The organism is Priestia sp. 40, assembly GCF_049368575.1.
GTDB lineage: Bacteria > Bacillota > Bacilli > Bacillales > Bacillaceae_H > Priestia > Priestia zanthoxyli.
Genome location: NZ_JBMPZA010000029.1, coordinates 1 through 21,674, shown reverse-complemented (window position 1 = coordinate 21,674; position 21,674 = coordinate 1). Strand labels below are relative to the sequence as shown.

The following is a 21,674-nucleotide window of genomic DNA, read 5'->3' as shown; positions in this document are numbered from 1 at the left end:
GTGGAGGTTTTAGGATTGCTTATCAGAAGTAGTATAAAAGGAAAGCTATTTAAATCAATAGTTTGGTCGATAGTTTTCACTTTGTTTATTACCGTTCTTCCTATCTTAAATGTACACGCAGAGACAAAAAAAGAAAATGAAGAACCAATTAAAAATACACAAGAATTAGAGGAACTACCTCAATTAAGGACTGAAAACTCAAAGACTTATCTAGATAATGAAAAGAACCAATATATATATGAAGAGTATACGGAGCCAATTCATTATAAACAAGGAAACGAATGGGAAGACATTAATAATACAATTGTTAATGGAAAATCAGAATCCGATGACCAAGACCTTTCTTTAGAAAACAAATCAAATCGATTTAAAGTAAAATTCTCAAAAAAGAGTAAAGATAATCGAACGCTTAGAATCAAGTTAAAGGATCAGCAACTGTCATTTGGGATGGTTGGTGCTAACAAGGTTCAAGGGATAGCAAAAGACAACAGTATGACTTATCCTGGAGTTTTTCAAGATACAGATTTAAATTTCCAAGTAGATAATAATGCTGTCAAAGAAGAGCTGATTCTTAATAAGAATACAGAGAAAAACAAATTCACGTATGAATTTAGACTAAAGAATCTAGTAGCTAAAAAAGATAAAGATGGAAATATTACTTTCGAAGATAAAAAAGGCAAAACGTTTTATACCCTCTCAAAGCCTTTCATGTATGATTCTGCAGAGGTTATTTCTCATGATGTGTCAATGGAACTTCGTGAAGAAAAGGGTAAAACTTATGTAGATGTAACAGCAGATAAAAAGTGGCTGAATTCTTCAGAGCGTAAATATCCTGTTGTTATTGATCCAACTGTTGATGTACAAGATGGAAATACAGCTGATACATTTATTTCATCTACGTACCCTAATAGCAATTATTATACAGATCCTTCTTTAATTACAGGTAAACAAGTTTATTATGGGACAACACGTTCATTAGTTAAATTTAACTTAAAAAACTTGTTAAGTGGGGCTAAAATAACATCAGCCAAAGTAACAGTAAGTTCACACTCAAATACAAGTGGTTTTGAGAAACAAGCAAATGTTAGTGTGTATCCAATTACGAAGTCTTGGAACTCTAATAGTGTCAACTGGAGTAACCAACCAACTACTGATGCTGTCATATCTAATCAAAACGTTTCTACCGACGGAGATTATACTTTTTATACTACTAATCTCGTAAAGGATTGGTATAGTGGTAAGAAAGCCAACTACGGTATTATGCTAAAAAATACAGATGAAACAGCCGATCGTAAAATGTTCCGTTCAAGCGATTATTCGACGGATACATCTAAAAAACCAAAGTTAACAGTTGCTTATACAATTGATCCAATTGGAGTAGAGAGCTATTGGACGACAGCTGAATCAAATGTAAATACGTATAATGGTAACTTCTTCAATCAAGAAACAGATATTAATATTGAAGGGCGAGGCTTACCTCTAACTGTAAATAGAACGTATAATAGCCGATCAACTGCATCTGGAATGTTTGGTTATGGTTGGAGTTCTAATTTAGATCAAAGCCTGACATTTAATACAGATGACTTAATTTTATATCGTGATGAAGATGGTACAGAACATTACTTTGCTAAGAATTCTTCTGGAGGATATGATTCACCAGGAGGTGTTTATCTACAATTAGAAAAAAATTTTGATGGCACATTTAAGCTTACAGACAAAGATCAATCATATATTACCTTTGATTCAAAGGGGAATATAATAGCTGAAACAGATTCAAATAACAATAAGACTACTTACACATATAGTGGTGGGCGATTAATCACAGTTGTAGATTCTTCTGGTAGAGAGTTAGACATTGATTATGGGACAAATGGAAAAGTAAGTTCTATTTCAGATCCATCAAACAGAAAATATAAATATGCCTACGACACTAATGGTAATTTAACAGGATTTTCTAAGGTCGACAAATTAGGTAGTAACGTATTCACCATTTCATATGGGTATAGCAGTAGTCATCAAATGACCTCTTATACAGATGAAAGAGGCAAAAAGATGTCAATGACTTATGACACTGACAATCGACTTGTAAAGCAAGAGATGCCTGTAACTGTTCAAGGAGCCGTGAAAAATGATTATTTTACACTTTCCTATAGCACGACTACTAGTGTGACTACAGTAACTGATTCAAGAGGTGTTAAAACAGACTATATTCATAATGCATATGGAAATGTAATTAAGTCCGTTGAAGATGTAGGTGGACTTAATTATACAAAGACTTATAATTATGATAACCAAAATAATTTAATTCAAGAAAAAGATGAAAATGCAAATAAAAATGGTAGCAATGCAACTACGGACTATACGTATGATAGTAAGGGAAATGTATTAACCTTCTCGAATCCCTTAAACGAACAAGAGAAATTTTCATACGATGAAGATAACAATGAAACACAATATCAAGATGCAAAAGGTAATGTATCATCAGAACAATATGATGACCAAGATAATAACACTGCTTCTACTGATGCAGCAACTAAATCATCAGCTGCTAAATATGACAGCAAGGGAAATCTCATAGAAGATACAACTTCAGTAAGTATTGGAGACAATCTTCTCTTTAACGGCAGTTTTGAACAGGATTCGAATAATGATAATTGGCCTGATGGGTGGAAGAAAATAGGTTCAGGCACTTTTACTTATGATAGTAATGGAGCATCTGTTCAAAATGCTAAATTAGGATCTAAGCAGTTGAAAATTTCAAATCCATCAACAGCTGTAGCTGTAGAAAGTGATGCTATTTCATATAATCCTCAGAAAAAATATGTTGTAAGTGGTTATATGAAAACAACGAATGCAAAGTCTAACGCAAAGTTAACAATTACTGGTGGAGATTCTACTGGTAAGATGACCGGTACTGTAAGTAGTCCAGTACTTTCGGGAACAAGTAACGTTGAACGCATCCATTTTATTATTAACCCAGGAGATCTACCATCTACTACAACACGTATGACGCTGAAAGCATATGTGAATCAAGGATCTGGAGATTTCTATTTCGATGGACTTCAGATAGAAGAAGAATATTATGGCGCCTTTAATTTAATTGATAATGGCAACTTTGAAATTGACTCAAATAATGATGGAGTACCCGATAACTGGTATTTTCCAGGTACTTTAACATCAGCTGATGGTATTGATAAGACAACAGCTTATTCAGGCAAGCAATCTATTAAATTAACAGGTAAGCGTGGCGTAGATAAATTTGTTCGCCAGGAACTAAATGTGAGTGGTAAATCAGGACAAGAAGTTACAGTGTCTGGCTACTCAAAAGCTGACTCACCAACTAAATCTGCAGGTGTATATCAAATGGATGTAGCCATTAATCACACAGATGGTACAACTCAGTGGATAAATGGAGATTTTGATAAGAGTAAATCACATGATTGGCAACATAATTCTTTACGTTTTGCTACTACAAAGGATTTTAAATCTTTAACGGTCTACTATCAGTATAAGGATCAAACCGGTACAGCATGGTTTGACGCTGCAAAAGCTCAGCTTGGTTCTATTCGTACAAAATATAGTTATGATGTAGGCGGTAATAATGTTATAAACCAAACTGATGCTAATGGAAATACAATTTGGAAATCTTATGATGAGGTTGGTAACGTAACAGGAGAAACAATTGCAAATGATACTCGCGCATATAAATATGATGCAAATGATAAACTTACAGAAGTTACAGACGAGAATGGAAAAACAACTACCTATGAATACGATAAGGCTGGAAATCATACAGCCACTATTAATGCAAATGGAAACAAAATCGTTTCTACCTATGATGAGCGAAACAATGTCACGTCATTAAAGGATGCTCTGGGAGCAAGCATTACGTATGATTATGATCTTTTAGGTAACTTTCTTAAGACAACATCTCCAAACGGAAGTGTGGTTGAAAGTACGTACAATAATGTAAATCGTAAAACAGCTACCCTATACAACGGGATAAAGCGTTATGAATATACCTATGATGCAAATGGAAACATTACAAGTGAAAAAGATGTTTTAACTGGTATAACAACTAACTATGTATACGATGCAGATAATAAGTTAAAAGAAAAAACAGATTCAAATGGTAGACGAAATACGTACACCTATGATAAGAATGGGAACCTTATTACTGGCATTTTTTCATCAGGGTCAACTACCAATACGGTTAATCGTACAGTAGACAAAAACGATCAAGTTACACGTATTTCGAGTGGTAATACAGATACATCATTTACATTCACAGAAGATGATCAGTTAGCAAGTCAGAAAAACAAAAATGGAACGTTTACGATTCAAGATTATGACGGAGCCGGCCAACTTTCGCATCTATTAACAACGAATGCAAGTGGTAATTCTATTGAGTCATTTGATTATACGTATGATGCTAAAGGAAATCGTCTAACAGAAAAAACAACTAATGGAACAGCTAAATTTACTTATGACAAAAGTGGTCAGTTAATCAAAGAGATTCTACCAAATGGCGATACCTATGAATATACTTATGATGCTGTGGGTAATCGTCTTACGAAAAAAGTTACGAAAGGTTCGACAGTTAATACGGATACGTATTCTTACAATGCAGCAAACCAGCTTATAAAAGTTAATGGAACAAACCTTACGAATGACAAAAACGGAAATTTAACAAACGATGGTAAAAGATCATATTTATATGATGCAGAAGATCGTCTTATTGAAGTTAAAGAAGGAACCAATTCAATTTCGAAGTACCAATATAACTCAGATGGACTACGTGTTAGCAAAATGATTGGTTCAACAACTGTGTATTACACATATGATGAGAATAATAATGTTACATTAGAAACAGATCAGACTGGTAAGGTATTAGTATCATATGTTTATAACAGCGATGATAGCCCATTAACTATGAACAAAGATGGGAAAACTTATACAATCCATACTAATGCTCATGGGGACGTTACAAAAGTTACTGATGAACAAGGTAATGTTGCGGCTTCTTTTGATTACGATTCTTGGGGAAACATTATAAAGGAAACAGGTGCATTTGCTTCACAGGTACCATTTAGATATGCAGGATATCGTTATGATACTGAAACTAAGCTATACTATTTACAACAACGCTATTACAGCCCTGAAAACGGAAGGTTTCTGACGTTGGATCCTGTGCTAGGAGACAAAGAAAACCCTGTTACACAAAATGGATATGCTTATGCAGATAACAATCCTGTTATGAAGAAAGATCCTGACGGTAACTACCCTCGCGGTATTCATGGAACTACTCCTTTAGCATTCAACAGTAAGCAATGGAGGTATGCTCATAAAGCTGGCATGAAAAACCTTAAAAAGTCTTATTCAGGTGATAGTAAATTGGGACTTTATTGGAAGGGTGTCCCTGCCATTGTCGATGGTTTCAAAGCTAGAAAAAATGCTAACATAAAAATGATAAGAGGAAGAGCATCAAAAGCAAGTAAAAAAGCTGCGCTTAAATTAGCTGGAAAAACTGCTTTGAAATCAGCACTGGGGCCTATAGGAGCAGTACCAGATATTTATGTTTATAGTAAAGGGTTTATCAGAGGATGGAACAAATATGCTAAAAATAAGAATCGGAGAAAGTAAATGCTAGAAGGTGAATACATTGATTTATTTTATATGCGGGACAATTTATTTAATATACTTTCTAATTAAAGTTTTACTGGAAAAAAAATATATTTGGCTACTTATTTTGTTTCCAGTATTAATCCATTTCCTTTTTGTAAAATCTAGTATCTTTAATTTTGTAAATGATGCTTATACTGGATGGGTTATTTTATTCTTATATGGTGCAACGTACTTATTTTTAATGCTTCATGAGTTATATCAAAAAAAGCCTTATAAATAAAGTCTTGTTTCGATATATGATGAATAGTTAAATCGATAAAAAAGACCTGTTTCTAGAAACAGGTCTTTTTTATAAATTATTTTTATATAGATAACTTCTCAATGTTTAACTATAATGTAAAAAGTATTTTAGATGTATTTTTATTATTTTATTCTTTTTTTCTCTTATACTCCTACAAACGTTCGTAAAAGAGCATGTGTATTAGAGAACGTCCGTAATTTGTTATTTGAGTTAAACGGACGGTGAAAATGATAGATTTCTTATATGAAATAAAAGTTCGTAAAGGTATACTTTTACGGACATTGAATTTGTTTCAAGATGTTAAAGAGATAAGTTTAAAGATTTCTCTTTATTTATGGAGATTTTTCAATACATCAAAATAAAAAATTAAACTAGCACTTTTCATCAATTGATTAACTTTTAATTCTCATTCACTACTTCCAAATTGTAATAGCTTTTTCAACGGAGTTCTCTTCTTTTAACTTGCTTGTCACTTAGAGAAAGTCTTTTTCGAAATTCCAAAATTTTTCAAAGATCATATAACTTACCTTGCACCAATATATTCTATTGGCAGCCACTCTAAACCCTATAGGAAATGCAGATAGAGGTATTGTAGAGGAAGTCAAAGAACGTTTTAAAGGGATGAAAGTATATGGGATTTTGGAATTAAGCTATATTGAGGAATTTATCAAAGATGATACGACGACTATTTTTCCCCTTTTATTAAATACAGAACAACCTGATGCTGTTGTGGAAAATTTATTAGAGGGACGAATTGCTATTATTGTATAAGGAACATCCTTTGTATTAATGGCGCCAGCTATTTTTGCTCAATTCTTCCAGTCGCCCGAAGATTATTATATTACTTCCTTTTTAAGAACCCTACGATTTGGTTCTTTTTTTCTTTATGTGTATGTGTCTGCTATCCATTTATCTTTAATTACCCATCATTAAGGACGTATTCCAACCACACTAATGGTTAGCTTGATGGGCCAAAGAGAGACCTTTCATTCGCATGATTATGGAGCAAATACATAGGATTAGTATCAACCTGTGAACATCTTCATGCTATTCGAAGTCCAAAAGAAGTGTTTAGAGAAATTTGAAAACCAGCAGTTTGCAAAAAAACTGCTGGTTTTTTATAATGATAGATTTATTTTGGGCCAATCCCAACCCAAAAAAGATCTACTAGAGCCTGAGCCGTTTTTTCAGGTCCTCCTAATTCAGTTATTAATTCTTTTTTATTCCGAATCATTGTGACCATAGAAAATGTATGCGCAAGTAAGCGAGGGCTTGTTACGATAATTTCACCGTTGTTTGCAGCTTGTTTAAATACATTCTCCAATGCCTGATGTATGGCTTTCTCTGCTTCACGAATTTCATGAATATGATCTTCTGTAAGCGAAAAAGTGGCTTCTTGCAATAATGTTTCAAAATCAATATGCGGTCTCTTTAAATGATCCAATGTTACCTCGTATAATCTATGTTTCAGCCCTTTGGAATTTTGTAATAATTTCTCTGTCTGTTTGGTAATACGTTGGAACATGCTTGATACCGAAACGGTAAATAAAGTGGCCTTATTTTTAAAGTAGTAGTAAACACTAGCCTTAGTCACATCGCTAGACTCAGCCACTTGCTCCATTGAAACTTTTTCGTATCCATATGCCATAAATAAATGGGCAGCAGTCTTTAAAATTTGCTCTCTTGTTATATTATTTTCAGTTGTTATTTTGGGTCTGCCAGGCTTTTTTTTTGGTGTCTTATCCGTATTCATAAGAGGGCCTCCTTCTAGTTCAAGAAATTGCCACATTTAAACTAGTTGATTAATTAACCTTCTGGTATATATAATTATTGAAGGTTCTATATATATTGTAATAGAAACAAACAGATTTGGAAATGAGGGAGAATTAATGAAAGAATCACCTTTAGCAACATTCAGTCGATTGATGACTGGAAAAGTGAGTCGTTGGGTTGTTATTGCCGTATGGATTCTGGCCACTGCAGTTCTAACAATTGCTTGGCCTGCCGTGAATAAAACGGAAGTGAACAATGCACCCAACTTAAGTGAGAATTCACCTTCCGTAGAAGCTGAAAATCTCATAAAGAAAGAATTCCCTAACTCATCAGGGGTTCCTGCCTTACTTACATGGCACAAAGAATCAGGTTTGAAAAACGATGATCTAAAATCTATTCAGCAAATGGCGGCAGCTTTAGAAAAAAAACCATTAGAAGCACAAACGTCTACACCGCCTTTGCATAAATTACCGTTAGCAGCTTTACAAAAAATGATTTCGAAGGACGGTACAACGCTTGTACAGCCCATTTTCTTTAAAGAAAACGTTGAAACGGATGTACTAGAAAAAAATCTAGACACGATTAAAAAACAAGTAAAAGAACAGGTTTCATACGATTCTTTTGCGACAGATACCGATGCAAAAGATAAGCTAAGCACGCGCGTTACCGGACCTGTAGGAATTCAAGTAGATGCAACCAGCTTATTTGAAGGAGCAGACGTTTCCTTACTAATCGCGACAGTTTTATTAGTCTTAATTTTACTTCTTGTCATTTATCGTTCCCCAATTTTAGCGATTATTCCTTTAATCGGTGTGGGTTTTGCCTATGGGGTGCTGAGTCCGATTCTCGGTATTTTGGCAGATAAAGAATGGATTACGGTTGACTCGCAATCCATATCCATTATGACGGTCTTGCTATTTGGAGCAGGAACAGACTATTGTTTATTTTTAATTTCCCATTATCGCGATGAGCTTCGTAAAGTAAAAGATAAGAGACAAGCACTTATCAACGCCTTTAAAGGTGCTTCAGGTGCTATAGCGATGAGTGGATTTACCGTTGTCATCTCTCTTTTAGCTTTAATCGTAGCAAAATACGGTGCTTACCACCGTTTTGCCATCCCGTTTAGCTTATCTATTCTAGTTATGGGATTAGCAAGCTTGACTCTTATTCCAGCACTGCTTTCGGTTATGGGAAGAGGTTCTTTTTATCCTTTTATTCCTCGGACTCCTGAAATGGAAGAAGAATTGGCGAAAAAGAAAGGAAAGCCGATACGTACACGAAAAAAGACAAGTCGTTTTGGAAATTGGGTAGGTACTATTGTCACGACTAAACCGTGGACAATCATTGTAGCTTGTCTAGTCTTTTTTGGAGCTTTGTCGGTTTACTCTACGCAAATCAAGTATACCTACGATGTATTGTCTTCTTTCCCTGAAGATATGCCTTCTCGTGAAGGGTTTCAAGTTATATCTGATGCCTACTCTCCTGGTGAACTAGCACCAGCACAAGTCGTGGTTGATACCCAAGGGAAATCAGTAGAGGTAGAACAGGAATTAAAGAAACATAATCTTGTTAGTATTGTTTCTGCCCCACAAAGTGGTAAGGAAAATAAAAACTTAAAAGTATACGATGTAACGTTTAATGTGAATCCATATAGTAATAAAGCAATGGAAGCTATTCCGGAATTGAGAGATGCAGCTGAAAAAGCATTATCACAATCAGGTATTTCTTCGGTTAAATCAAAAGTATGGATTAGTGGCCAAACAGCGACGCAATATGACACGATGACTGTTAGTGATAAAGACAACAGTATTATTGTCCCGTTAATTATTATTTTTATATCGCTGCTGCTAGTGGCTTACTTGCGTTCTATTGTAGCTATGCTTTATTTAGTGGGAACCGTTATCCTCTCTTACAGTGCAGCTTTAGGCTTAGGCTGGCTCATCATCCACAATATTATGGGGGCAGATGCCATACAGGGAGCAATTCCTTTATACGCGTTTGTATTCTTAGTAGCTCTTGGCGAAGATTATAATATCTTTATGATCTCGAGCATTTGGCAAAAAAAGAAGCACATGCCGTTAAAGCAAGCGATTAAAGAAGGGGTAAGTGAAACAAGTGGTGTGATTACTTCAGCTGGAATTATTTTAGCAGCTACTTTCGCAGTTTTAGCAACACTTCCTATTCAAGTTCTGGTTCAGTTCGGCATTATAACAGCTTTAGGCGTTCTATTAGATACCTTTATTGTGCGACCATTCCTTGTTCCTGCCGTTACTACCGTATTTGGAAAATACGCTTTTTGGCCAAGTAAAGTAAAAATGGTCCAAGAAAAAGATAATTAATAAATAAAAGATGTGCTAAAATGAAAATTTTCATTTTAGCACATCTTTTATAACCTATATTTAAAAATTTAGGAAAAATGCCTATAATCTCTAACTTAGTCTATTCTTTAAAATAGTATTGAAACAGATAATAAAAATTAGTTTTTAAGCTGTTCTAAGTAGTTAAGGAGGAAAAAATGATTGATACAATCCTGTATTTTATACTTACTATTTGCTATCTAACTTTGCTTCTGTTAAGCGTAAAACTTATTAGAAAAAGAGTAGTATCGTTTTATATGTTGTTTTTACCTCTTGTAATATTTGGGCTAATCTATGATAACACTATAATTTCTATTGGATCATTTATAGGGGAAGGGGATGTACTTCTTTTTCTTAGCATGTTTCGCTTTTGGTTCCATGCATTATTCACCCCTACTCTGATTCTGTTTGCTTATGAACTCGCAAAACTTTCTAATATAGGTTGGGCTAAAACAGCTATCACCAAGTACTTATTTGTAATGAGTACACTAGCTCTTATTGGATATGAAGTGATGGATACAGTTAGTCAGAATACTGAAGTCTTACGTCAATATGGTATTGTTCGATACACTCTTGTAGGATCGGCAGGTCCACCTCTTATGGTTATTATTGTAGCATTGATTTTATTTTGCGTCGGAGTATCGCTGTTTCGTAAAAAACGTTGGAGTATAATGATGATTGGGGTAGCCATTATGATTTTAGGGAGCGCTGTACCTATTAACCTTCCAAGTACAGCTATAACAAACATGTTTGAACTTGTCTTTGTGTTTTCTTTATTCTTAACTCAGCGTTTCTTTTTAAAGACGTATAAAAGAGAACAAGAACATATAGATAAACAAATTATTTTATAGAGACATAGATTTTATATTTGTTATATATTTTAGATGCCTCTCGTTGAGTACGTATACCCTTCTGTATATTAGAAAAAATCATACTAATGATTAGTTTAAAAAGAACAGAGAAACTGTATTTATAACTCAATCTAACTTAAACCTAGGACAAAAAGGTCTTAAAGGTTCATATAACGAATTGTATCTATGTAAAAAGATGATTTAAAATTTTTTCTATATTGATCTATATAAATTTAAAAATACTTTTATATTTATAATACCAACTTTTCTGTGTGAAAAAGCCATAATTGAAGAAAAACACAGCAAAACATTGTTTTGTATAATTTACGAAGCGTTTGAACAAACTACTTACGATGTTTCCAATAAATATCGTTTATAAACGTTTCTTCTTTATGTTACCAAATAGAAAACCCTGCTGGAAGTAAACAGCAGGGTTTTCTATTGATGAAAAGGTTTACTGATAACAGTATTGACTTGTAAACATTTAATTATAAAATAAAAGGGACAATTGAAAGGTAGCTATTCTATAAACTTAAAGAATAAACGCACCTAAATAAGCCATTTTAGAAGTTATTGATTTTACTTAAGAAAAATACATGAAGTTCATTCATGAGTTGTTATAGATACTGAAGATAAGGAAACAGAATAGGAGAATGGCACAGGGAGATACTTTCAGCTATTTTAGTTGGAATTGTAGCATTAGAACATTTATTCATTATGATTCTTGAAATGTTTTTTATTCATTCGAAGGTAGCAAAACGAGCATTTCGGTTACCTAAGCACTTGGAAGGAGATCGGAATGTGTCTATTATGTTTGCAAATCAGGGGTTATATAATGGATTTTTAGCCGTAAGACTCGTTTGGGGGCTCATAATCGGATTTAATTCAGTTGGTTATATGATACAGTTGTTTTTCATAATTTGTGTAGTGGTAGCAGCCATTTACGGTGGTTTTACATCTAACAAGTCCATTATTATAAAACAGGGACTTCCGGCTATGTTAGCACTGATTACTCTTTTGTTTCTCATTTAACTACTAAAGGAACTTCCACTCTTTCTTTTCCTCCGAAACCTAACATGTATTGTTGAAAGGAGTGCATGAGGTTTTTGTAAAAAAGGGTATACTAACGTTATTAAAAAAAGAGGTGCTGCTATGGAATCTCCTTTTGAAAGGATAATAAATGTGGACAAAGTTCATATTTGTCGTCATATAGAGTAAATAATAAAACTTTATTTTTTTGTAAGTGAGTTTATTCATTTACACAAGATATTTTACGCTCTCATATTTTCATTAAAGATTATATTATTGAAAATATATTAACATTAAATAATTATAGATTTTTTATTGAGTTATTACGGGTACAGCGATTTCTTAAAAATGATATGTAAGTAACAAGCAATTACACTCTTAATATTTAACAACGAGAAGCCCCTTAAATGTAAGGGGTTTTCTGTGTGTTATTATTCACCTTATTCTGTTTCTGAAAGATATTGAAGGAATTTTTTTATCTGGTCTGAGGTTAAATAATCATCATCTTTAGTGTCCTGTTTTTTTAATATATTGATTTCCTGATTAAGCTTTTCCATTTTGCGATCTAATAATCCGGCTTGTAAAGCAGCTTCCTTCAGTCCATTTCCAATATATTTTGGGATTTTCTTGTTGTATTTATAGTAAATTTTATGTTCTAGACTTGCCCAAAAATCCATAGCTATGGTTCGAAGTTGAATTTCCACGTATACATTTTCAATTCGGTCCGACATAAAAATAGGGACCTGAACAATAAGGTGTAAACTTTGATATCCATTTGGTTTTGGATTTTTAATGTAGTCCTTTATCTCAATAACGCTAATATCATTTTGTGACTGTATTAAATCACATACCTTATAAATATCCTCTATAAAAGAACACGTAATTCTTACACCCGCAATATCTCGAATATTTTCTTTCATTTCCTTTAAAGAAGGGGAGATTCCTTTTTTCGAAACTTTATTTAAAATACTTTGAGGTGATTTTACACGTGTTGAAACATGTTCTATGGGATTATATTCATGAATAAATTTAAATTCATCCTTCAGAATATTTATTTTTGTTTCAATCTCTTTAGTAGCAAATTTATATGACAACATAAAGCGACTTAAATTTTTACGGAATGATTTTAAATCAGTTAAATTAATATCGTCCATTCTAGTTCCTACTCCTTTATGAAAAAGAACAACTCTATCACACATATTTATTGTGAAATGGAGCTATTTTTTTAACTAACCACTATTAATTAATATACATCACGTTGATAACGTTTTTCTTTTTTTATGGCTGCTAGCTGCTCTTCAGCTTCATCATGACTCATGATTCCTTCTTTTCAATAATGAAAATCAATGCTTCGTGAACGTTTTTTGCCATATGTTCTTTATCTCCACAAACATAAAGATAAGCTCCGTTTTGTAACCATTGATACAATTCCTTGCTATTTTCAAACATTTTATGTTGTACATATACCTTTTGTTCTGTATCACGAGAGAATGCTGTATTTAGATTTGTAAGTATGCCCTCTTCTTGATACTGCTCTAACTCGTCTTGATAAAGGAAATCAGTTGCTGAATAACTAAACAGAAAATAGAGTATCGTATCAATCATTTTTTTCTTCTTAATTATCTCAGCAAACACTAAGAGTTAATTATCATAATTCATTTCAATGTCACATTTAACAATTGATTCTTTTCATTTAGCAGTTGGTAACTTTTCCACTCATTGCGCGTACTATTTTTTACTTTTATCTTTTGAACTGGAATGTTTTTTGCCCTTAAAGCTTTGATTAAAAGATCTATTGAACTCATAAAAATCACCCTTCAACAAAATTCTCTTATAACAAACCATTAATTAGTTAATATTTTCTTCTATCCATGTTGAAGTAACAGTAACCATTTCATCCTGTTGTTTCTTTACAGATATAGACGATTTAGAGTCACCCTTCTGTGCTCCATAAATGCCAAATTGACCATGGTTACCACCTTTTATTTCATGCATGGTTGTTTTTTGGGACAATAAATGCTTTGTATCTTCAATTTTTTCTACGGTTGATAAACCATCTTTCTCACCATAAATCGAAAGCATAGGAAGCTTCTTATTTGAGAAATCAGTTCCTTCATCTGGATAAGAACCTAACAAGAATACACCATCAACTTCTTTAGAGTGATTATAAGCAAACTTAGATGCAGTAACTCCCCCTAAGGAATGACCACCTACGACCCATTTATGGATAGAGGAGTGGGTATCTATTATCTCCTGTGCTTTGTTAGAGTCAAATAATGCAAAGTTAAAGTTCACATCGGGTATAGCCACTAAATAACCTTGTTTTGCTAATTGTTTACCGTAATAGCTATACGCTTCCGGTTCTACTTTTGCTCCAGGATACAAAACAATTCCCACTCGATTATTCTTTTTTGAGTTAAAAATAATCCAATCTTTTTCATACTTAATGTCCTTTTTATTCACGAGTGTATAAAGTTTTTGAGATGGTTCATACGTTTGTTGTGACCAAGTAAAGAAACCAAGAAAACCTATCATGATTATTACAACTAAACCAATGGAAAGATAAGTGATTTTTCTTTTCATAGATATTCGCCCTTTCTTGCTGTAGATTCTTTTTGACTAATTGTGTTTATTACTGATGTTTTACTACCTAAAGACTTAGTTGAGTATAAAACCAGTTAAATTTTATAAAGATTACAACTCTATAATTAATTATATATACTGTAAGGTTAATTAATCAACTAGTTTAATTATGGTAATATAAGGTGTAAATGTTAACTCAAGCTATGGTCTTAAATATAAACATAGCGCGGAAAAAGTACTGAAAACATGATTGCTTTTTTGCTCTATAAAGTTATATTTTAATATGTCTTAAGGTATAAGACATATACTCTTTAATTTGTTTCTGAACCTCAGATCCACTCCCACACATGCTCTGGAACAATTTTAACTGGTCGTCCTTTCTGTATTAAATATTCGTGACTAGGACAGTCATCAGCATATAAAAACCCCTTACTTCTTACATAATCAGCTAACCCTTACCTACTACAGTAGGGGTTCTTCGTTATTTTTCGATTGGACAAGCAAGTCTACCGCAGTAGCTACATAGTATCTAAAGCATTGATTCTCATTGTTTAACTTTTAATGCGGTTACAACTTGGAAATATTTTCAGCAGTTTTAGTTGGAACTGTAGCATTGGAACATTTATTCATTATGATTCTTGAAATGTTTTTTATACGTTCACAGGAAGCAAAGCGAGCATTCAAATTACCTAAGCACTTGGAAGGAGATCGAAACGTAGCTATTATGTTTGCAAATCAAGGATTATATAATGGATTTTTAGCCGCGGGACTCATTTGGGGGCTCATACTAGGATCCAATTCAGTTGGTTATATGATTCAGTTGTTTTTCGTAATTTGTGTAGTGATGGCGGCCATTTACGGTGGTTTTACATCCAACAAGTCAATTATTATAAAACAAGGACTTCCAGCTATTTTAGCACTGATTACTCTTTTGTCTGTTATATAGGATGTCCGTCCACTCTGCATAAAGATAATTAATTATGAAAATTCAATCAACTGATTTTATATTACTGGAAACAGATATAAGCAAGCTATAATTTTGTTATGATTTCTGATATGAATAATCTATATTATTTTTCATTCTATTGTAATTTAGATTGCCTACGTTGAATAATATCTACCATAACGAGCAAACTAAACAAGACGCCGTGAGGCATCTATCCAATACTTTAAAATCCTTGTTGTTTTAAACAGAAAAACCTACAGGTCCCGGATGAACCGATAGGTTTTTCTGTTTTATTACTTTATAGCTTATAAACGTTTAGTCCACATAATTCCTCTTCTTTCCGGAAGACACCCTACTTTCACAAAAATTTTGATGAGGCTACAATTCCTGAAATATGCAGCTTTATATATCCCCACAAGTGAAAATATGATTTATATTCCAAAATATGTAATTATATATCTACACATGTATCTTATAGTAAAAAGTCACCTGTCTTGCAAATACTGAGTGGCTTTTTATTTTGTTAAAGATAATAATTACTTTAACATTAATAAATTTGAATATATTATCCGTAAAAGTATACTTTTACGAACAATCCTCCTTAAAAAAGTAACCTCCTAAACTTCTTTCTGGGGTCCTACCAACAAAACGCGAAAAACATACGCTAAGCAAATTCCGATATGAATAAAGCCGATTTTCCCTACGCTAAGGAATCATCGGCTTTTATATTTAATGCCACAGAAAAAAGCATCCGCGAATCCTGTCAGGAATTAAAGTGGTGAAAGGCTATTTTTCCTTATTGAGAGATACGCATAGAAATTCCTCATTGAAGTTATACTTACTCCGTAATCTCATATGAATTTGCAGGAATCTTATCCATAAACGGACTCATCTCCCCTACGGAGAAAAGATGAAGCTCGTGCATGGCCCTCGTACATGCAGTGTAAAAAAGCTTCCTTTCAAATTCTCTTCCATATTTTATATCAGAAGCATCGTATATGATCACAGCATCAAATTCGATTCCCTTTGCCAAATAAGCAGGTAAAATTAGGTTACCTTTTCGATAAGAACTCGTATTATGTTCCATCAGCTGGATATTTATTTGCTCACTCAATCGTTCATAGGCTTCCCAGCTTTCTTTTCCTGTTTTACATATCACAGCAATTGTTTCATGGTTTGCTGACTGCAATTGCCTAATCTTCTTTGTTATTCGAGATTGGAGGGTGTCCAGGTCCTCTACCTTAGTAAAAGTAGGCTTCTGACCATTTCTGTTAAAGGCTTCAATAGTTTCTCCTTCTTCTATAATTCCCTTTGTAAATTCAACGATTTGACGAGTTGAACGGTAGCTTTTCGTTAACACCACTTTTTCAAAATTTTCTTTTACATACAATTCGTTTGATAGTAAGGTTGGTGCATTTAGGGTATGGGCATAAATCGCCTGATTAAAATCACCTAGAATCGTCATTCGGCAATAAGGAAAAAGCTGCTTAAGAACAAAAAACTGAAAGGGTGAATAATCCTGTGCTTCATCAATAAATAAATGACGTATTCTTGTGTTTATTCTTTTCCCCTCAAGTTTATCTTGGAGATACAAATAAGGAGCTGCATCTTCATACGTCAGTTCTTTTCTATGTAGCTTTTTTAACGTATATGAACAAATTTCTTCCCAACCTTCAGGAAATGTATCATTAAGCTTTTGGTAGATGTTATCTTTCTGCTTAAACAATTGGCTATAAAGCGCTGCCACATTAATAAACTTTAGTTTCTTTACAGCTGTTCGTATTGGTTTAAAGTGTTTTTTGACAATCTTTTTAGCTATTTTCTTTTGCTCCTGTTCAAAATCGTCGAACGTATTTTCAGAAAATCTTCCTTCCTTTAGTAGCTCACTATAAACTTTTGTATACTCTTCAAGATCTAGCAGATCACTCTCTTCTATTACCCAATCTTTGGTTCTCTCCAATTTTTCTTTCTTTACTAACTCTTTTAGAAGCCATTCCTTTACTAACTGCATACGATTTGGAAGAGAGATAGATGCATCTAGTGAATAAAAATAACTTTTAATTTGTTCAGCTCCAATCAACATTTCTCCCCGGAAAGAAATATTTTTAAAGATAAGGTAGTCTTCACTTGAGAGAACAACAACATAGGAGTCAATCAAAGATTTAAAATCGTTACTCGCTTTATACCGTATTCCTTTTCTTCTGGCAGAATACATTTTATGTTCCTGACATGTAAGCATATATTCCATTTGCGTAAATGGATGTTCAACATCAAATTGTTTTCCAAGACGCTTCTCTACATATTCTTGGAATGTAAGCTGCTGCATATTATCCTCTCCTAAATCAGGGAGGACAGAAGCAATGTAGCGATTGAATAAAGAATTAGGTGAAAAAAGCATAATATTCTCGGCTGTGATCTCATCTTGGTAGCGATACAACAAATACGCAACTCTTTGAAGAGCTGCAGAGGTTTTCCCACTACCAGCAACCCCTTGTACAACTAAATACTTACTTTTCACGTTACGAATGATCTGATTTTGCTCTTTCTGAATGGTAGCAACAATGCTTTTCATATTGATACTCGCGTTATTGCCAAGTATTTCTTTCAATAGTTCATCTCCAATGGTTACACCCGTATCAAACATCGTTTTGATTTGGCCGTCTTTCGTGATAAACTGACGCTTTAACTGCATTTCTCCTTGAATCATCCCTTCTACTGTTTCGTATTGGGCTGGTCCCGGAGAGTAATCATAATAAATACTGGAAATAGGGGCTCTCCAATCATAAATAAGAAATTTTTCCTCTTTTTCATTCATTAAACTCGCAACTCCGAGGTATACGTTATTTGTTGTCTCCTCCCCATTTTCAAGAAAATCAACTCGGGCGAAATATGGAGAATCTTTTAATCGAGATAAGGTCTTCCTCTGCTTATCTAGTTGACGGTGCGTTCTTTCCCTCTCGGACAGCATCTCTGCCTGCTGTCTAATGCTTGATAAGGTTTCACCAGCATCTTCAGGATTATCTAGATTAATTTTCACATCATCCCAAAAGGTTTTCTTTAAATGAATGACATCTTTTTTTAATCCACCAGAATCATAATCCAATTTAACCACTTTTTTATCAATTTCTCTTAAAACAATACGAATGCGCTCATCTTCATACTTTCGCTCTTGGTTTCCATTTGTCATCTTTTCACGCTCCCTACAGATGTTAAGTAAATAAATGATACACTATTGACCGACCGACGGTCAATGATGTATCTTTAAAAGACAATAATATGTCTCAAGGGGGAAATTCCATGAAAAGAATCGTCAAAAAACCAGAAGAAAGAAGAATCGAGATTATTACCGTAGCAAAAGGTTTATTTTCATCTAATGGATATGAGAATACTACGGTTAACGATATTATTAAAAAAGTTGGAGTTGCGAAAGGTACTTTTTATCATTATTTCAAGTCAAAAGATGAAATTGCAGACGCAGTAATTCAAGACTCTATTGATTCTAGTGTCCAGTTATTTAAACAAATTATTAATAACCCTGATTTAAAGGCAATAGAAAAGTTTATAAGCATCATTCAATTTTTTTCACAGGAAACATCAAATCATTTCAGTGATGGATTAATGACTCATTTGCATCACAAAGATAACGTCCTTCTACATCAGAAAATGAAAGTTGGCATGATTAAAGAGTATGTACCAATTATTTCATCTGTTGTGAAGCAAGGAGTGGAAGAAGGCGTATTTCACACGAATTTTCCAGATGAAATTACGGAGTTCTTACTAGTCGGACTCCATTTCATGCTTGATCCCAGCCTTTTCTCATTGACTCACGAACAACTCATTGCCAAACTTGATGCGATTGACGAGATTTACGAAAAACTATTAGGTGCTCCAAAAGGAAGCTTTCCTTCAATAAAACAATATTTCGAAAAGTTGTATTGAATTTGTTAAAACATTTAAGATAACGATATAAAATAGAAAGAATTCGAAATGGCAGTCTTCCTTTGTTAGTGATGTTCAAAAAGTCATACTTTTACGTACAAGATACTCAAATCTATTACAAGATGTTAAAGTAATTATTATTGCTAACAAAATGAAACGATTACCAAATGCTTTTCAAAATAGTTAATAGTAAGAAGTGAGGTGATTAAATGAAGGCTATATATCCAGGAAGCTTTGATCCAATTACAAATGGGCATATTGATATTATAAATAGAGCCAGTGAATTTTTTGATGAAATTTTAGTCGCTGGTTTGGTGAATTCTAAGAAACAATATTTATTTTCTACCGAAGAGAGAAGACAGCTAATTGAACAATCATTTAAAGATAATAAAAAAGTCAAAGTTGATACATTTGAAGGATTACTTGTAGATTATATGAAAGAACACAATTATAAAGCGATTATCAAAGGCTTGAGAACCGTGACTGATTATGGATATGAAGCCCAGATGGCGCTAACAAATAAAAATCTATATAAAGAAGCTGAAACATTCTTTATTCACTCAGAAGAAAAATATTCTTTTCTTAGTTCAAGTATGGTAAAGGAAATCTATTCTAATGGGGGAAGGTTAAGCAGTTATATTCCAGAGCACGTTGAAAAAGCACTTTTATTGAAAGTTCCATGTTACCAGAGATAAATAATGCACACGCACATATTATCTTGGAGTAAGGGTGCTTTTCTATACTTTTATGAACATACTCTATTTATAGAAGTAGAAGTGAATGAAAAAATCCTACATCAAAATAATGTAGGATCTTTTTGTGTTGTCATGCGGATCATCTTTGTTTAAATTATTTGCTTTAAAATTCTTGTTGAAATGATAGACATTAATTATTTACTCCTTACCTAAATCCCATTTAATAATATGACCTGCGTGGGTAAGGCCTCCTCCGAATCCGTAGAGTAAGAGAACGTCTCCATCTTTTAATTTCCCTTCGTTTATCCCTATTTGTAGTGCTAGAGGAATGGAAACGGAAGAAGTGTTTCCCATGTACTCGACACTAGTTAATGTCTTCTCAACTGGAAACTCTGATCTTTCACATATAGACTCAACCATTCGTAAATTGGCACTGTGCGGAACAAACCAATTTACTTCACTCTTTTGTAGATTTGCTTGTTCTAGCAATTCAGCCATACCTAAAGGAATTGTTCGAGATGCCCACTTATATACTTCCCTTCCGTTTTGCACCATCTTGCCACTCGAACTCAAAGGTTGTCCATGCATGGTAGTAGATAAATTGGTGCGGTATACATGTTTACCTCCCTTTCCATTTGTACCAATATGCGTAGCAATAAAACTTGGGCGCTCTGCATCACTTTCGATCAAAACAGCTGCAGCCCCATCCCCAAATAGAACACATGTAGTACGATCTGTGTAATCTGTAACCTTCGATAACGTTTCTGTAGTTACGACTAAAACTTTATGATGAAGTCCAGATGTAATAAAGGCGTTTGCCATGTGTAATCCATATGTAAAACCAGCACAGGTAGCGTTAAAGTCTAAAGCCCCGGTTGTAGGAATATCAAAGTAATCTTGTATTTGGGCTGCTACGCTGGGAAATGCATAGTCCGGTGTTGTAGTTGAGACAATGATACATCCTACATCCTTTAAATCTTTCTGATATTGCTCCACTAAGTTTTCGATTGCTTTAATAGCTAGGTCAGAAGAATATTCGTTTTCATCAGCAATTCTTCTTTCTTTCATGCCAGTTCGTTTCACAATCCATTCATCGTTCGTATCTACAATTCGTTCTAAATCGTCATTGGTAAGTCTTTTTTCTGGTACGTATGTACCTATTGCTGTAATACGTGCAGTTGATTTCATTGTATTCACCCTTCTTTATTATCAAGATATATGAATTGATATTAGTACTAGGTGCTAAAAAAGTCAATGACTTTATATGAAAAAATTGTAAAATCAGTATATACAAGCCTAATAATAAAACATAAACACCTGTGTTGATTCATTCTAGGAAAGAGTAAACTAGAAATACAAAAAGGTCCCTTATTAAATTTTAAGGAACCTTTTTTGTTTAATTATCTAAGTTTCTTTTCAACAATTTCATCCTGAAGTTTTTCAATAAAACTATCTAAATTGAAAGTTTCAGACTTTTCTTCACCGTGTTTTCGTACGTTTACGGAGTTGCTTTCCATTTCCTTATCTCCTAATACCAAAATATAAGGAACCTTCGCCACTTGAGCTTCTCGAATC

The 21,674-nt window shown here is 33.6% G+C and carries 14 protein-coding genes and 1 pseudogene; 8 read left to right on the top strand and 7 right to left on the bottom strand.

Annotated features, from left to right (window positions below):
- Nucleotides 1-15: 15 nt before the first annotated feature.
- Together ACO1DI_RS28375 and ACO1DI_RS28370 are read left to right on the top strand one after the other, a co-directional pair.
- Nucleotides 16-5,643 carry a DNRLRE domain-containing protein gene (locus ACO1DI_RS28375; RefSeq protein WP_423145809.1) on the top strand — a complete coding sequence of 1,876 codons (5,628 nt, stop codon included), beginning with the start codon at nt 16-18 and terminating at the stop codon, nt 5,641-5,643.
- 811 nt (nt 5,644-6,454) lie between these two features.
- A pseudogene (locus ACO1DI_RS28370) lies at nt 6,455-6,859 on the top strand (spore germination protein).
- Nucleotides 6,860-7,058: 199 nt separating this feature from the next.
- Here the strand turns inward: ACO1DI_RS28370 and ACO1DI_RS28365 are convergent.
- Nucleotides 7,059-7,679 (bottom strand): TetR/AcrR family transcriptional regulator, encoded by a 621-nt coding sequence (locus tag ACO1DI_RS28365; RefSeq protein ID WP_154974423.1) that lies wholly within the window; start codon nt 7,677-7,679, stop codon nt 7,059-7,061.
- Nucleotides 7,680-7,815: 136 nt separating this feature from the next.
- On the opposite strand from ACO1DI_RS28365, the gene ACO1DI_RS28360 reads away from it, so the two are divergent.
- The 3 genes from ACO1DI_RS28360 to ACO1DI_RS28350 all read left to right on the top strand — a co-directional run bounded on the left by ACO1DI_RS28360 (nt 7,816) and on the right by ACO1DI_RS28350 (nt 11,939).
- Nucleotides 7,816-10,038 carry an MMPL family transporter gene (locus ACO1DI_RS28360; protein WP_154974420.1) on the top strand — a complete coding sequence of 741 codons (2,223 nt, stop codon included), beginning with the start codon at nt 7,816-7,818 and terminating at the stop codon, nt 10,036-10,038.
- A 176-nt stretch (nt 10,039-10,214) separates the two neighbouring features.
- On the top strand, nt 10,215-10,907 hold the full coding sequence (locus ACO1DI_RS28355) for a hypothetical protein (RefSeq protein WP_154974419.1): 693 nt from the start codon (nt 10,215-10,217) through the stop codon (nt 10,905-10,907).
- Between the two features lie 645 nt (nt 10,908-11,552).
- Nucleotides 11,553-11,939, top strand: a complete 387-nt coding sequence (locus ACO1DI_RS28350) for a DUF1304 domain-containing protein (RefSeq protein ID WP_261763724.1) — start codon at nt 11,553-11,555, stop codon at nt 11,937-11,939.
- A gap of 437 nt (nt 11,940-12,376) precedes the next feature.
- Here the strand turns inward: ACO1DI_RS28350 and ACO1DI_RS28345 are convergent, their stop codons facing one another.
- The 3 genes from ACO1DI_RS28345 to ACO1DI_RS28335 all read right to left on the bottom strand — a co-directional run bounded on the left by ACO1DI_RS28345 (nt 12,377) and on the right by ACO1DI_RS28335 (nt 14,519).
- The gene (locus ACO1DI_RS28345) at nt 12,377-13,090 is read right to left on the bottom strand and encodes a GTP pyrophosphokinase (RefSeq protein WP_154974414.1); all 714 of its coding nucleotides are present in this window, start codon (nt 13,088-13,090) and stop codon (nt 12,377-12,379) included.
- Between the two features lie 160 nt (nt 13,091-13,250).
- Nucleotides 13,251-13,541 carry a hypothetical protein gene (locus tag ACO1DI_RS28340; RefSeq protein ID WP_372460958.1) on the bottom strand — a complete coding sequence of 97 codons (291 nt, stop codon included), beginning with the start codon at nt 13,539-13,541 and terminating at the stop codon, nt 13,251-13,253.
- Between the two features lie 243 nt (nt 13,542-13,784).
- Entirely contained in the window at nt 13,785-14,519 is a 735-nt protein-coding gene (locus ACO1DI_RS28335) for an alpha/beta fold hydrolase (protein ID WP_154974411.1), read from the bottom strand.
- 574 nt (nt 14,520-15,093) lie between these two features.
- On the opposite strand from ACO1DI_RS28335, the gene ACO1DI_RS28330 reads away from it, so the two are divergent.
- Nucleotides 15,094-15,465 (top strand): DUF1304 domain-containing protein, encoded by a 372-nt coding sequence (locus tag ACO1DI_RS28330; protein ID WP_154974409.1) that lies wholly within the window; start codon nt 15,094-15,096, stop codon nt 15,463-15,465.
- 838 nt (nt 15,466-16,303) lie between these two features.
- Here ACO1DI_RS28330 and helD read toward each other — a convergent pair.
- On the bottom strand, nt 16,304-18,652 hold the full coding sequence (gene helD / locus ACO1DI_RS28325) for an RNA polymerase recycling motor HelD (protein WP_328157492.1): 2,349 nt from the start codon (nt 18,650-18,652) through the stop codon (nt 16,304-16,306).
- Between the two features lie 110 nt (nt 18,653-18,762).
- On the opposite strand from helD, the gene ACO1DI_RS28320 reads away from it, so the two are divergent.
- Nucleotides 18,763-19,404: a TetR/AcrR family transcriptional regulator gene (locus tag ACO1DI_RS28320; RefSeq protein ID WP_377566020.1), complete on the top strand. Its 642-nt coding sequence runs from the start codon at nt 18,763-18,765 to the stop codon at nt 19,402-19,404.
- Between the two features lie 209 nt (nt 19,405-19,613).
- A complete protein-coding gene (coaD, locus tag ACO1DI_RS28315; RefSeq protein ID WP_328157496.1) occupies nt 19,614-20,099 on the top strand; it encodes a pantetheine-phosphate adenylyltransferase in 486 nt (161 codons plus the stop codon).
- A 198-nt stretch (nt 20,100-20,297) separates the two neighbouring features.
- On the opposite strand, the gene ACO1DI_RS28310 is transcribed toward coaD, so the two are convergent.
- Both ACO1DI_RS28310 and ACO1DI_RS28305 read right to left on the bottom strand, forming a co-directional pair.
- Nucleotides 20,298-21,287, bottom strand: coding sequence for a ketoacyl-ACP synthase III (locus tag ACO1DI_RS28310; protein WP_328157498.1), 990 nt, complete (start codon nt 21,285-21,287; stop codon nt 20,298-20,300).
- A 212-nt stretch (nt 21,288-21,499) separates the two neighbouring features.
- Nucleotides 21,500-21,674, bottom strand: a 175-nt coding sequence (locus ACO1DI_RS28305; RefSeq protein ID WP_423145842.1) for a His/Gly/Thr/Pro-type tRNA ligase C-terminal domain-containing protein, incomplete at its 5' end; no start/stop codon positions are given.